The following is a 12952-nucleotide window of genomic DNA, read 5'->3' on the forward strand; positions in this document are numbered from 1 at the left end:
GCCCGTCTGCGGATCCGTCAAGCTGGAGGTGCCGATTTTGACGACAATGGTTCCCTCTGTAGCTGCCATATCGCTAACCCTCCCACCCCACGGCAACCTAGGGCCTGGCTTGCCCGCGGGGTCGCTCCGAGGGAGAATATTATAAGTTTGCCTCCCGCTCTCTTTCTTTGCCTGTGAATCCTGTCCGCACCTTTTCGGCCACCAAAGCGGCTTTTTTGAGCGCCTACCCTCGCCCCATCCATCCTGCCTATCGCCGGGTGGTGGAAGAGTTGCTGGTGGAGCTGCACCTAGCCACGGTCAACGGCGCCTTTGTCTACGATCCCTTTTTTGCCCTGGGGCTGGTTACCCTCTACAACGGGCTGATGGAGACTTACCCTTCTCCTGAGCAGCGCGAGGTCATCTTCAACGCCCTCTGTAAGGCTCTCCACCTCAAGCCGGAGGTGGTGCGCAGGAATGCCCGTGACCTGCTGGAGCTCCTGCGCAGTGGGGATCCCCAGCAGCGCTACAACCTGCTCTGCCTCAAACCAGAGGCGGAGGATGTGGGGGGGCTAAAGGCCATCTTGCAGCGCATGACCCAGCCTCCCTATGCCTACAGCCGAGTTTTGGCCGTTGGCCTCTACACGGCCTACGAGGCAGTAGCTGCCTCCCTCTATAAGGATCCCGAAGAGCGCAGCCGCCGCTTTCTGGAGGAGGTGATTAGGAAGCTGCCTTTCTCGCCAGAGAGGGTGAAAAAAGACCTGGAGCTCTACCGCAGCAGCTTGGACCGCCTGAAGCAGGCGCGCGCTGCTCTCGAGGAGATGGTAAAAGCGGCCCGGCGTCAACAGGAACGTCGCCAGTCGGCGGCTTCCCTGCCCGGCAGCTCCACTGCCGATCCCCCAAGATCCAGCAGCTAGGCCAAGTAAGCAATCCAACTCTCGACTACCTCTGGCGAACCATACCAGCATCGCGCGCCGCGGCCCGAGTGGTAGCAATTGGGAAGGGTGAGGTTGATAGCTCCCGGCAGATGGGCTGCCTCGATGGGAGTGATGCCATCTCCCCAGAGTTCTCCCTGGCCGGCAGTGAGCCGGTAGCTGTTGTAGGCTAGCCAGCTGAGGTAGTGCTCTCGCCGCCACAGGGATCCCCAGCCCACGCGCCGTCCTTGGATGGCCTTGCCAGCCACGCACACGTACTTGACCTGAGGCCAGAAGGCGCCTGGGTAGTGGGTGTTCACAAAGTCCAGGTTGCGCCTTGTCCAGCGCTCCCGGCTGGTGTGAGGGGATCCCAGGCTAATCAGGGTGGCCACGTGATCCCGCCCCTGCCAGACCTGACCTCCGTAGGGCACCGATCCCAGGTAGATGCGAGCAATCCAGCCGCCAGCGGAGTGGGCCACCAAGTTCACCTGCTCAGCTCCAAACTCGGCCTGGGTACGTCGGACAGTGGCCTGGAGAGCCCGCAAGATAGGCGTGACCGGCCTTCCTCCCAGGGTGGGCAGCCAACTGGCTACCCGCAGCGGTACCACTCGCGCTGGATAGCCACGCTTCTCCAGCTCCCGGCGCAAAGGCTCGTACTCCGAGGCGCCCGCCAGATAACCCGGCAAGATCACTGTGGGCAGGGGAGCCATGGGCTAGCGCGGGTACCAAAACATGCCCTTGATCCCCTCAGGGTCGGCCGTAAAGCCAAGCCGCTCGTAGAAGCTGACCACTTCCCGGTCGGCAAAGAGGGTGATGTTGCTGATGTCCTGGGCGCGCAGCTCCTGAATGACCTTTTCCATCAGCCGCCTGCCCAGCCCTCGGCCCTGAAACTCAGGATGGACCACTACATCCCAAATGGTGGCGTTGAAGGCATGGTCCGAGGTGGCGCGGGCAAAGCCAATGAGACGTCGGTAGCTGCCCCGCTGCTGCCACATCGAGACCACCAAAAAACTGTGCTGCAGAGCTTTCCTAACTTTGTGGATGGGGCGACGCGACCACCCTACTGCATCGCAAAGCTCTTCCAGCTCGTACACATCTACGTTGGGATCCAGGCTAAAGACAATAGTCTCCCCCCCCACCGCCACCGTCTCCTGGCGAGGGGCAGGTGTAGCCGTTTGCGTTGACGCTTTGGCGGCGGCAGCCCCTGCTGACCCAAACAGGCCTTTCCAAAAACCCATGAATTGCAGTGGAGTAAAAGCCCACCTCTGTGAGCATGTCCCCAGTATAGCCAGGATTGGCAGCAGAAACGGCCAGTCTGCCCAGGTGCTTCCCTGTCGGCCTGGAGAAGATTTCGAGGGAGACTTATAATTCAGGCTGGCCGGCGAGAACGTTTTATGGCTACCCCTGGCACTGGCACCCTCGTCAATGCCCTCGCTATCCTCTTGGGCAGCGGCCTTGGCTGGGCACTAGGCCGTCGTTTGCCGGAGCGCATCAGCCAAACCCTGCTCCAAGCTATGGGCTTGCTGGTGTTGGTTCTGGGGATGCAAATGGCCCTTACCCTCAGCAGCGCCGCCCAGGCAGTCACGGTCTTGCTGGCCTTGATCGGGGGAGCTTGGCTGGGGGAATGGAGCGATCTCGAGGCTGCCTTTGAGCGGCTGGGACAAGCTTTAGAAAAGCAGGTGAGCCGCTGGCTGGGCCCTAGCCCCATTGCTTGCGCCTTCGTGGCCCCCAGCATTCTCTTTTTGGTTGGGCCCATGACGCTGCTGGGATCCATCCAGGATGGCCTGGGGGATCCCTCGCTGCTCCTGGTCAAAGCTGCGCTGGATGGCATAGCCACCCTGGCTTTTACCGCCAGCCTGGGCTGGGGTACGCTGTTTTCCGCCCTGCCGGTGCTCCTGGTTCAGGGAGGAGTGGCCCTGCTGGCGCGACAACTGCAGCCCCTGCTGCGCCCAGAGCTGCTTGCGGCCTTGGAGGCCACCGGTGGGATCCTCATCCTAGGTATTGGCATTAACCTGCTTGGCCTAGCGCGCCTGCGGGTGGCCAACCTGTTGCCGGCTTTGCTGATTGTGGAGCTGCTGGTGGGATTCTTCCCGCTGTGGGATCTTGACCTCTAGTCTGTCCAGAGCAAGGAGCAACTCCCCTCAGCTTGGCGGCCAGTGACGCTGGGAGATCCCGCTAGTGGGGTAGGAGAAGCCTCTATGGCCACCTTCCTCCGCGACTGGAGCTACCGCTTTCCCTGGCTTTACCGCAGCATTAGCCGCGCAGCGGCCCTGGCAGTGGGGGGGTATGCTCGGCTGCGGCGCTTGCCCCTGCAAGGGATCCCCATCCAACCTCAGGATCGGGTGTTGGATCTCTGCTGTGGGCCGGCGGAAGTGACACCGCTTCTGGCCGAGCTATGTCAAAACGTGGTCGGCGTGGATGCCTCACCCAAAGCCCTAGCAGCAGCCCGCCAGCGCCTACCCAACGTTGAATTTGTGGAAGCCTTTGCCCAGGATCTGCCCTTTCCCGCCGACAACTTTGACTGGGTACACACCAGCTTGGCCCTGCACGAGTTGACCTTCCCCGACCTCGAACAGGTGCTGCGCGAAGTCTGGCGGGTGCTCAAGCCAGGGGGAAGGCTTTTACTTCTCGATTTGCACGCGCCCCACCAGCCCCTACTTTGGCCCGGACTGGCCCTGTTTCTAGCCCTGTTTGAGACCGAGACTGCCTGGCACTTCCTCAAGCTGGACTTGCCCCAGTACCTGCAGCACCAGGGCTGGCAGGCCGTCCGGCAAACCCTGCACGCTGGAGGAGCCCTGCAGGTCATCCAGGCGCAAAAGCCTGTTGCTTGATTTGATAGAGCAGTTAACCCTGGTGCCAGAAGGGAGTGCCCAGAACAGGCGTGCTGGGCTGGGGTGTTTCCTGCGGAGCCATTGCCCCCGCTAGATAAGCTTGGCGGCCTGCACGCACCGCTGCCGCGAAAGCCTCGGCCATCGCCACCGGATCCCGGGCTAGGGCCACTGCTGTATTGAGCAGGACCCCATCGAAGCCCCACTCCATGACCTGGCAAGCGTGGGAGGGCAAGCCTAGGCCGGCATCCACAATTAGCGGCGCCTCGATCCGCTCCCGCAGCAGACGCAGATTGTAGGGGTTGAGGGGGCCTTTGCCCGTGCCGATGGGAGCAGCCCAGGGCATGACCACCTCACAACCGGCATCCAAGAGCCGCTGGCAGAGCACTAGGTCGTCGGTGCTATACGGCAAGACCTTAAACCCCCGCCGAACCAGCTCGGCAGCGGCAACGGGCAGTTGCACCGGATCCGGCTGCAGGGTGTAGTCATCGCCAATCAGCTCCAGCTTGATCCAGTCGGTGCCGAACACCTCTCGGGCCATCTCCGCCGTCGTGACCACCTCCTGCACGCTGTGGCAGCCGGCGGTGTTGGGCAAAAGTGGGATCCCCAGCTTCTGCAGTAGGGCCCAAAACCCCTGAGAGGCCTCTGGCCCTAGGGCACCCTGGCGCCGTAGGGAAACCGTCAACAGACAGGGCTGCGCCCGCGCCACCGCCTGTTCCAAAATAGCCGGCGAAGGGTAGCGGGCTGTCCCCAGCATCAGCCGGCTGGGCAGAGCCTGGCCGTAGAGCACCAAGGGATCCTCATCGGCCTGGATTGAAGGGGAAAGCTCAAGAAGAGTGGACATCGCTGGGACAGAGTTTAGGACAAAGAGGAAGGCACCTATGCCCTAGCCCCCGGCAGCCGGCACAAGGATCTCGACCTGGTCGCCCTCTTGCAGACGGGTTTGCTCGTAGCGGGCGCGCGGCACAAACTCTAGGTTAACCGCCACTGCAAAGGGTCCACAGACCTCCACCTGGGCGATGGCCTCGGCCAAAGTTGCGCCCTCTGGCAAATCGTAAGGCTTCTGGTTGATCAAGACCCGCATGGCGACAGAGACTCCCGGGGAAACGAGGCAGCCTGCACCTGAAAGGGGATCCCCAACTGCTGGGCTAGGCAGCAACTGCCGTGGCGAAGGTACTCCAGGACGGCGTCGTGAAGGGCCGGAGCAATGAGAAAACCGTGGCGATAGAGGCCGTTAATCTGCAACAGGCGTGGGGACGGCTCCACCACTGCCGGCAAGTTGTCTGCTAGGGTGGGACGGCATTGGCTGCCTAATTCTAGGATACGCGCTTCGGCAAAGGCAGGGTGAACCGTGTAGGCGGCGCTGAGCAACTCCAAAGCCGAGCGGACGCTCACGGGCGAGCGATCCTCGGATTCAATTTCAGTGGCTCCCACCACGAATAGGTGCCCTGGCTTAGGAGCAATGTAGATGGGATAGCGAGGGTGTAATAGCCGCGTTGGGCGCCGCAGCGAAACTTCTGGAGCATACAAACGCACCACCTCCCCCCGCACTCCCCGCAGCGGTTTCTGCCCGCCCCATTCTTTTTGGGCTCCCAGACCACGGCAGTCCAAAACCCAGCCGCCGGTTTGCTGCTGCCAGGCCCGCGCCCGCTCGAGATCCCAAGAGGATCCCCACTCCACCTCCACCCCGTGCTGCCGCAGCTTGGCCAGCGTAGCCGACAGCAGTTGGCGGTTGTCTAGTTGACCCTCCTGGGGAAGATAGAGACCCTGGCTAAATCGGCCGGCCAGCGAGGGCTCCAGTTCAGCCAGGGCCTGGGCATCGAGCGGCTGGGGGCGGGGAAGATGGGGGAGGCGTTCTCTCACCGCGGCCAGCAAGTTGGAGAAGCGCTTGGCTTCCCCAGCATCTTGACGGTGCCAGAGGATCAAGGTGCCCTCCTGCTGAAAGAAAACGGGCTCTGGCAGGCTGGCTAGCAGGGCGGGCCAGCGGGAGAGGGCGTAGTACCCCTGGGCCACCACGCTGGCTTCGGTGATGACCGACTCAGCCAAAGGAGCGAGCATGGCCGCGGCAAAATGGGCGGCGCTGCTTTCTGGGGCGGTGGCCGGGGCTGCTTCCACCAGGTGCACCCGATGGCCGTCTTCGAGCAGGCTGGCAGCCAACAGGCGCCCCATGAGGCCGGCCCCGAGGATGAGGACCGGATCCGGCTGGGCCGTCCGGGGCGTGGGCGAGGGCTTGGTCTGAGGAGAGCCGCTGGGAAGGGTCATTGGCGGTCAGTGGGGTCAGAAGCTGCAGGTAGGACTCCGCAGCAGGCCAGCAGCCTGGGCCTACCTAGAAAGATCCCGCAGGACATCCACGAAGTGATAAGGGGGCAAGGGAGGACTCCAGTCCAATTGCCAGTGGGGGTGCTCCGCCAGCCAGGTTTGGGTGAGCTGGGCGGCAACTTCCCGTTCGGCGGGAGTGAGTAAAAAGTATAGCCGCAGCACTTCTCCTGACTGGGGATCCCCCCTCTGCACAGGCCAGTTAGGGGGCCAGAGCTGCTGCAGCACGGCTAGCTCCTGCTGTTGTTGCTCCTGGGCCTGGCGCTGTTGCAGGTAGGCCTGCTTGCGGGCTAGCAGGTAGGCCGTTCCACTGGGGGCGGGCGGGGGATCCCCAGGAAGCGGGGTGTGAACCCTGCCTTTGAGGCAATACTCGGCTCTTTTCCCGAGAGCAGCTAGCGCCTGTTCGTACTCCGCCTGCTGGGTTAACAAGTGGGCTCCCAGCTTTTCGGCCGAGAGAAAACATGTGCCAAAGCGAAGAGGCAGAAGGGGTGTCTGGGCAAACAGCCGGCAGATCACCTCGTCATGGCGCAGAGCCAAACGCAGGAGTACCTCGTCCGAAGCTTGGAGTGCCGCTGGGTTGGGTAGGGGCTCAATAGCGGCGGCAATGCGGCCCCCCGGCGGGGAGAACACCTGCAGTGGCCGCTGGATGCCAGGGGTTTGCTGGATGAATTGGCAAAGGGATGCCCCCGGCGTTGGCAAAAACGCATAGGTGTAAAGGATCCCTGCCGGCGGCTCTGGCTGAGCTGACCACAGCATGGTTCAATCCAGGCTGGGCTTTTCTTCTCAGCTTAAAGCCGCAGGAGCCAGGACGTTCGCTTGCCAAGCCTCACGCCACCCCTGCTGCCGCTAGGCTAGAGAGGGGGTTCAAGAATCAGCACACGTCAGTATGACTAGTGGCCCAGACTTCCAGTCTTTGGAAACCTTTCAAAAAGAAGAAACTGAGCGCTTGCGGGATCTGCTCCCCGCTTCCTTCCGAGCTTGGATCAAAGTGGTTCCTCACTCGGGAGGCGAGAGGCTGCTGGTTTCTCGCCGCCAGGCTCCCTGGCAGCCCCAGGGCACCATTGCCATCGACTTTCGCCGGTGGCAAGGGATCCCGCAGCCGCACCGAGATCTCCTGTTTTTGCGGGAGGTGGGCTGGCTTAGCCATCGCAACTGGCTGCAGCCAGGGTTTTACCAATCGCTGGCGCTGTTTGGGGGCATTACCACCCTGGTGGAGCTCTCTCTGCAACACCCCTTTTCTGCTCTTCTAGCTGGGGGCATTACGGCCCTCTCCGTTCGACAGATCTGGCAAAGCCTCAATCGCGAGAGCGCCCCTTTCGATGCCGATGAATTTGCCCTGCGCCGCGCCCAGTTCCGCGGCTATACCCGTCAGGAGGCAGCCCGACACTTGGCAGAGGCTCTGGAACAAACCCTGAAGCTGGATCCCTCTGACATCCTGACGGCGCTGCGGCTGCAGCGGCTGAGAACCATCGCCCGCAACCTCACTCCCTCACCGGGGAGCTCCTGAGGTCAGGTGCACCTGGGTGATGGCTACCCGACCGGAGAAGCAGACATCGGTGTCGGTTTGGGGATCGCGAGCGCGCTCTGCGTAGCGCCCCTGGTAGCGGAACCACAGCAACTCCAAGCCTTCTCCCTCTGCTTCCACGGCGTAATCGAGCGGCAGCGGCTGCGTGCAGAGGGGACAGTAAACTCGCTCCGGCAAAGGGGATCCAGGCGGCAGGTGGGGCAAGTTCACGTTCCAAAAGGCGCCTCTAGGTAAGGGTTGCTCCATCAGCTCTGCCAAGATCTCCCGCGTCCACCGCTGCGCTTGCTCCCAATCGATGGGTTGGCTTCCTGCCCGATACTGGGAGATGGCAATTCCCCGGATCCCCCGCAGCGCCGCTTCCCGCACCGCTGCCACCGTGCCGGACAGGTACACATCCGTTCCCAGATTCCCTCCCTCGTTGATGCCAGAAAGCACCCAATCCACGGAAGGGGCAAGCTTAAACAAGGCCACCCGCACACAGTCGGCAGGGGATCCCTCTACAGCAAAGGTGCGCGTGCCACGGGCCCAGGCGCGGAAGGGCCGCCCCGTCGTCACTTGGTGGCTACAGCCAGAAATCGGCTGGTGGGGGGCCACAATCCAGCAGTTTTCCTCGGCAACGAGAGCGCTGAGGGCTAGCCTGAGGTGCGCCAGCCCTGCTGCCTCAATGCCATCGTCGTTGGTTAGCAGTACCTTCATCCAAATTCCTCTGCCGGCAGCTCCTTGGGTTAGCCTAATCGCAAGTCCCTGTTGCAGATGGGTTTGAGGTCAAGGGCAAGGCGGAGCCCGTCTCTCTTTATAAGGCTTTATAAGGCAGATCCCCGGCGTTCCCTTCCCCCAACTGAGGCTTGGCAAGACTCAATGGCGTGGAACTCTGCACCGCTAGCAGGCGTCTACGGGCCTAGGTGTTCTAGACTCTTTTTTGGCAAGTCTCCTCTCCCTCTATGCCTTCTTCCCCTTCCGAAAAACCTGACCGGCACAGCGTGATTTGGCTGGTGGCTGCTGCAGGGCTGACGGTCTTGCTCTGGCAGTTTCCCGGGGGCAATTACCTCCTCTATCCCTTTACCCTGTTGGCCACCTGGTTTCATGAGATGGGCCACGGGCTGACGGCGCTGCTGTTGGGGGGAGAGTTTCATCGTCTGGAGATCTATCCTGATGGCTCGGGGCTAGCTATCTACAGTGGCGAGCTGTTTTTAGGACGGGTGGGGCGGGCTTTGGTGGCCGCCGCTGGGCCGATGGGTCCGCCGCTGGCTGGGGCTCTGTTCATCCTCGCTTCCCGCCGCCGCAGCACAGCTTGGCTGGGGTTGGTGTTTTTGGGATCCCTGCTGTTGCTCTCGACGCTGCTCTGGGTGCGTTCTCCCTTTGGCCTCTTGCTCCTCCCCGCCATGGGTTTGGGCATCCTGGCGGTAGCTTGCTGGGCTTCCCCTTGGTTGCGGGGCTTTGTCCTGCAATTTCTGGGGGTGCAGGCCTGTGTGAGCACCTATCACCAGGTTGACTATCTCTTTATGGAGGGTGCTGTCATCAACGGGCGGCTGATCCTCTCCGACTCCAGCCAGATAGCCCAAAGCTTATTTTTGCCCTACTGGTTCTGGGGAGGGGTGATGGCGGTGTTTTCTTTGGCTGTGCTGATAAGCAGCTTGCAACTGGCCTTCCGCGACTAGCCAAAAGGGGCAAAGCCGCAATTTTGGCAGTGATTGCTATCACCCAAAAATCCGTTGCCCATCACTGCCCGGCCGCAAAAGCCGCCGCTACAGTAAGGGGCGTGAGGAGTGTGGGAGCGGACAATGTGGAGAGATGTCATTGGTCTGGCTTTGGCGGCCATGCTGCTATCTGTGAGCAAAACGTTGGCAGATACTCTGGGCCAAGACCCAGCCCTGGGCCAGATCCAGCCAGCCAGCCCTGCTGCTAGCCTGTCCCGCTAGAGGGGGTGCCCAAGCCGTTGTTGCGTCGCCATTTTGTGCAACACTCATCCTAAGAGTCGTCGAAGACGCTGTCCGACGGGTGGGAGCAGTAGGCTTGGGATCCCCGATGCGCATAGCTCTGTTTACAGAGACGTTCTTGCCCAAGGTGGATGGCATTGTTACCCGGCTTTGCCATACGGTGCGCCACCTAACGGCCCGCGGCAACTCGGTGCTGATTGTTGCCCCTCAGGGAGCACCCAGGCGGTTTGCGCGGGCACGGGTTTACGGGATCCCCGGCTTCCCCTTGCCCTTGTACCCAGAGTTGAAGCTGGCTGCTCCTGGCCCGGCCATTGGCAGGCTGCTTAGCCGTTTTCGACCGGATGTCATCCACGTGGTCAACCCAGCGGTTTTGGGGCTGGGGGGCCTCTACTACAGTCAGACCATGAGGATCCCCCTGGTGGCCTCCTACCACACCCATTTGCCAAAGTACCTGAAGCACTATGGGCTGGGCTTTCTGGAGGGGGTTTTGTGGAGCCTCCTCAGGCTGGGGCACAATCTGGCGCGGCTCAACCTCTGTACCTCGACGGCCATGATGCAGGAGCTCACTGCCCACGGCATCGAGCGAGTTCACCTGTGGCAGCGAGGAGTGGATACGGAGCTCTTCCATCCCCAGGCCGCCAGTCCAGAGATGCGGGCCCGCCTCAGCGCAGGGCAGCCAGAGCGGCCGCTGTTGCTCTACGTGGGTCGGCTCTCCGCAGAAAAAGAGGTGGGGCGGATCCGGGTGCTCCTGGAGCAGATCCCGCAGGCGCGTCTGGCTATTGTCGGGGATGGACCGGAGCGGCGATCCCTGGAACAGCATTTTGCCGGCTATGACGTGGTGTTTACGGGCTACTTGCAGGGGCAAGAGCTGGCGGCGGCCTTTGCTTCTGCCGATCTATTTGTGTTTCCCTCCCGCACCGAGACGTTAGGGTTGGTTTTGTTGGAGGCCATGGCTGCCGGCTGTCCGGTGATCGCCCCCCGCTGCGGCGGCATTACCGATGTGGTGGACAGCGGCCGCAACGGCTTTCTCTTCGATCCCGACTCCGACAGCGACTTTGTTCAGGCCACACGGCAACTGTTGGAGAGGGCCGACCAGCGGCAACTTTTCCGGCAACAGGCCCGCCAGGAGGCCGAGCGCTGGAGCTGGTCCGCAGCCACGCAGCAGCTAGAGGAGTACTACCGCGCTGTCATCGCTGAGGCAGGACGTAGTCGGTAGAAATGACGTTCCAAAACACCTGGGCCAGATCAGGCAGAGAGTGGCCGATCCCCTTCAATGGCCCGCACTTGCTCGACAAAGAACTCCTCTAGGGACTGCCGTTGCCAATGCACATCGGTTACCACCGCCCCCGCCTGGTTTAGGAGATTGAGCAGCTCCGGCAGGGATCCGCTCCATTCTCCCGACCAATGGGATCCTTGGATGGAGAAGTGCTCAAGGCAGTCGCGGAACTGCTCTATGGCGCCGCCGTGCCCTTGCACGCGGTAGCTCTTGCTCTGGCCCAGCAGCTCGTCCAATGTTCCCTGCTGCACCAACTTGCCGCCGACCATGAGGCCGATGCGGCTGCAGATCACCTCCACATCCCCCAGGATGTGGCTGTTGAAGAATACCGTTTTGCCCTGCTGCTTGAGAGACAGGATGATCTCCCGCATCTGGTAGCGGCCCATGGGATCCAGGCCCGACATCGGCTCATCCAGAAACACCAGCTCTGGGTCGTTGATCAGGGCTTGGGCCATGCCCGTGCGCTGCAGCATGCCCTTGGAGTAGGTGCGCATTGGCTTCTTGCGGGCTGTATCCATAGAAAGCCCCACCAGCTCCAGCAGCTGCGGGATCCGCTCCTTGAGGAGGCTGTCCGAGAGGCGAAACACCTTGCCAGCAAAATGGAGAAACTCCCAAGCGGTCAGGTAGTCGTAAAAATAGGGGTTCTCCGGCAGGTAGCCTACCCGCTGCTTGATGGAGCGATCCCCCAGGGGTTTGCCCAAGAGCGTGCCCCTGCCGCTGGTGGGCTCGACAATGCCCAGCAGACACTTGATCGTGGTGGTTTTGCCAGCTCCGTTGGGCCCTAGTAGCCCAAAGGTTTCACCGCGGGCCACGGTTAGCGAAAAATCCTTAAGAGGGGTGACCACCTTGGTTAGCCAAAAGCCGGTGCGGTAGGTTTTGCTTAGGCCGGCAACGGCAATGGCTGGCTCGGGCTGGGCGACAGCTGCTCCTGGGGAGGTGACAACCGTCTCGCTCATCGGGAAAAGCTGGAGTTGAGAAAAAGGCTAGCCCGCTATCCAGTTTACGCTCTACTCCCGCCTCGGCTGCAGTTTCCCTTAGAAAGGCGTCTTGACCTTCTTGGGTTGTTTAACCTTCAGCTCGCGAATCCGTTTCAACATCCTCTGGAAGTAGTCTGCGAGGAAGTCCTCGAGGGAGGTCAGGGAAGCCAGTTCAATGCCTAGGGCTTCGCACACCGGTGTCATGTCAGCGTGCATCGGCTCTCCGGCGGCAATCACCTCCACAAACGCCAGCCGGTCGGCAATGTTCCAGCTCCACTGAAAGAACTGAGCTACCTTGCGCGCTCCCCGCAACAGGCCCAGGGGTATGGTCCTGACCTTGGCCTTTTTGCCAGAAAGCTGCTCGCACAGGGCAATGACCTCTTGGGAAGTCCAAGCCTTGGGCCCCACCAAGGGAAAGATCTGTCTCTTGGCTGCTTCGAGGCTGAGGGCCCGCACCGCGAACCGGGCTGCGTCTAGGGTGTCGAGGTAGGCCGTGGGAACGCTCTCGCTGGTTACCCAAACGATTTGCTCTTCCAAAATGGGGATGGCGTACTGGCCAATCAGCCCCTGCATGAAGCCCGCCAGGCGAAAAATGGTGTAGGGCATCTGGGATCCGACCAGATACTTCTCAATGTGGTGCTTAAAGTTCATCAGGGGCACATTGGGGTATTCGTGCTGAGCGCCCATGATGGAGAAAAAGATAAAGTGCCCCACTTGGGCGGCCCGAGCGGCGTTGATTAAAGCGACCTTGCCATCCCAATCCACCTGGCGGGTGGTGAGCGTGTCGGTTGGTCGCACGCTGGCACAGTCAATCACCGCCTCAACACCCTCCATGGCCTCTCGGAGCGTGCTTGGCTGCAGCAGGTTCCCCACTTTGAGGTGGGCCCCCCATTCGCTTAGGAAGGCAGCCTTAGCCGGGTTTCGCACCAGACAGGTGACCTGATGGCCCTCCTCAATAGCCCGCCGCACTACCTGACGGCCCAGGGTTCCCGTTGCCCCGACAACCAGCACGTTCATAAAGTTATCATTTCTTAACCTTGGCCTTAGTTTATCAGACTGAGATAGCTCCCAACACACCCCCTCAAGGCCTACGGCCCGCTAGCGCGATTGGCCTACGGCCCGCTAACGCGATTGGCCTACGGCCCGCTAACGCGATTGGCCTACGGCCCGCTAACGCGATTGGCCTACGGCCCGCTAACGCGA

The 12952-nt window shown here is 61.7% G+C and carries 15 protein-coding genes; 6 read left to right on the forward strand and 9 right to left on the reverse strand.

Features of this window, described 5'->3' with window-relative positions; all coding sequences use genetic code 11:
- Positions 1-173 precede the first annotated feature (173 nt).
- Entirely contained in the window at positions 174-893 is a 720-nt protein-coding gene (gene psb29 / locus NW814_RS03110; RefSeq protein WP_414405221.1) for a photosystem II biogenesis protein Psp29, read from the forward strand.
- Here the strand turns inward: psb29 and NW814_RS03115 are convergent.
- Positions 890-1600: an esterase/lipase family protein gene (locus NW814_RS03115; RefSeq protein ID WP_414395985.1), complete on the reverse strand. Its 711-nt coding sequence runs from the start codon at positions 1598-1600 to the stop codon at positions 890-892. The two genes, psb29 and NW814_RS03115, sit on opposite strands and share 4 nt — an antisense overlap.
- A gap of 3 nt (positions 1601-1603) precedes the next feature.
- Positions 1604-2128: a GNAT family N-acetyltransferase gene (locus NW814_RS03120; RefSeq protein ID WP_414405170.1), complete on the reverse strand. Its 525-nt coding sequence runs from the start codon at positions 2126-2128 to the stop codon at positions 1604-1606.
- A 156-nt stretch (positions 2129-2284) separates the two neighbouring features.
- Here NW814_RS03120 and NW814_RS03125 point away from each other — a divergent pair, with 156 nt between their 5' ends.
- The gene (locus NW814_RS03125; protein WP_414405171.1) at positions 2285-3004 is read left to right on the forward strand and encodes a DUF554 domain-containing protein; all 720 of its coding nucleotides are present in this window, start codon (positions 2285-2287) and stop codon (positions 3002-3004) included.
- Positions 3005-3088: 84 nt separating this feature from the next.
- Complete coding sequence (locus NW814_RS03130; RefSeq protein WP_414405172.1) at positions 3089-3721, forward strand: class I SAM-dependent methyltransferase; 633 nt, start codon at positions 3089-3091, stop codon at positions 3719-3721.
- A gap of 13 nt (positions 3722-3734) precedes the next feature.
- Here the strand turns inward: NW814_RS03130 and NW814_RS03135 are convergent, their stop codons facing one another.
- Genes NW814_RS03135 through NW814_RS03150 form a run of 4 tightly spaced genes read right to left on the reverse strand, consistent with a single transcriptional unit; the run spans position 3735 to position 6790 of the window.
- The gene (locus tag NW814_RS03135) at positions 3735-4562 is read right to left on the reverse strand and encodes a thiazole synthase (protein ID WP_414395993.1); all 828 of its coding nucleotides are present in this window, start codon (positions 4560-4562) and stop codon (positions 3735-3737) included.
- Between the two features lie 42 nt (positions 4563-4604).
- Positions 4605-4802 (reverse strand): sulfur carrier protein ThiS, encoded by a 198-nt coding sequence (thiS, locus tag NW814_RS03140; protein ID WP_414395995.1) that lies wholly within the window; start codon positions 4800-4802, stop codon positions 4605-4607.
- The gene (locus NW814_RS03145) at positions 4790-5980 is read right to left on the reverse strand and encodes an FAD-dependent oxidoreductase (protein WP_414405173.1); all 1191 of its coding nucleotides are present in this window, start codon (positions 5978-5980) and stop codon (positions 4790-4792) included. Before NW814_RS03145 ends, thiS begins: the two co-directional genes overlap by 13 nt.
- Before the next feature lie 60 nt (positions 5981-6040).
- The gene (locus NW814_RS03150; protein ID WP_414405174.1) at positions 6041-6790 is read right to left on the reverse strand and encodes a GvpL/GvpF family gas vesicle protein; all 750 of its coding nucleotides are present in this window, start codon (positions 6788-6790) and stop codon (positions 6041-6043) included.
- 130 nt (positions 6791-6920) lie between these two features.
- On the opposite strand from NW814_RS03150, the gene NW814_RS03155 reads away from it, so the two are divergent.
- Positions 6921-7541: a DUF3318 domain-containing protein gene (locus tag NW814_RS03155; RefSeq protein WP_414405175.1), complete on the forward strand. Its 621-nt coding sequence runs from the start codon at positions 6921-6923 to the stop codon at positions 7539-7541.
- Here NW814_RS03155 and surE read toward each other — a convergent pair.
- On the reverse strand, positions 7524-8255 hold the full coding sequence (gene surE, locus NW814_RS03160; RefSeq protein ID WP_414396002.1) for a 5'/3'-nucleotidase SurE: 732 nt from the start codon (positions 8253-8255) through the stop codon (positions 7524-7526). The genes NW814_RS03155 and surE overlap by 18 nt on opposite strands.
- A gap of 245 nt (positions 8256-8500) precedes the next feature.
- On the opposite strand from surE, the gene NW814_RS03165 reads away from it, so the two are divergent.
- Both NW814_RS03165 and NW814_RS03170 read left to right on the forward strand, forming a co-directional pair.
- Positions 8501-9217 carry a M50 family metallopeptidase gene (locus tag NW814_RS03165; protein ID WP_414405176.1) on the forward strand — a complete coding sequence of 239 codons (717 nt, stop codon included), beginning with the start codon at positions 8501-8503 and terminating at the stop codon, positions 9215-9217.
- 367 nt (positions 9218-9584) lie between these two features.
- The gene (locus NW814_RS03170) at positions 9585-10712 is read left to right on the forward strand and encodes a glycosyltransferase family 4 protein (protein ID WP_414396006.1); all 1128 of its coding nucleotides are present in this window, start codon (positions 9585-9587) and stop codon (positions 10710-10712) included.
- 29 nt (positions 10713-10741) lie between these two features.
- Here the strand turns inward: NW814_RS03170 and NW814_RS03175 are convergent, their stop codons facing one another.
- Together NW814_RS03175 and NW814_RS03180 are read right to left on the reverse strand one after the other, a co-directional pair.
- Entirely contained in the window at positions 10742-11728 is a 987-nt protein-coding gene (locus NW814_RS03175) for an ABC transporter ATP-binding protein (protein WP_414405177.1), read from the reverse strand.
- 78 nt (positions 11729-11806) lie between these two features.
- Positions 11807-12766 carry an NAD(P)H-binding protein gene (locus NW814_RS03180; protein WP_414396010.1) on the reverse strand — a complete coding sequence of 320 codons (960 nt, stop codon included), beginning with the start codon at positions 12764-12766 and terminating at the stop codon, positions 11807-11809.
- Positions 12767-12952: the final 186 nt, after the last annotated feature.

It is taken from the genome of Synechococcus sp. R65.1 (assembly GCF_047461755.1).
Lineage (GTDB): Bacteria > Cyanobacteriota > Cyanobacteriia > Thermostichales > Thermostichaceae > Thermostichus.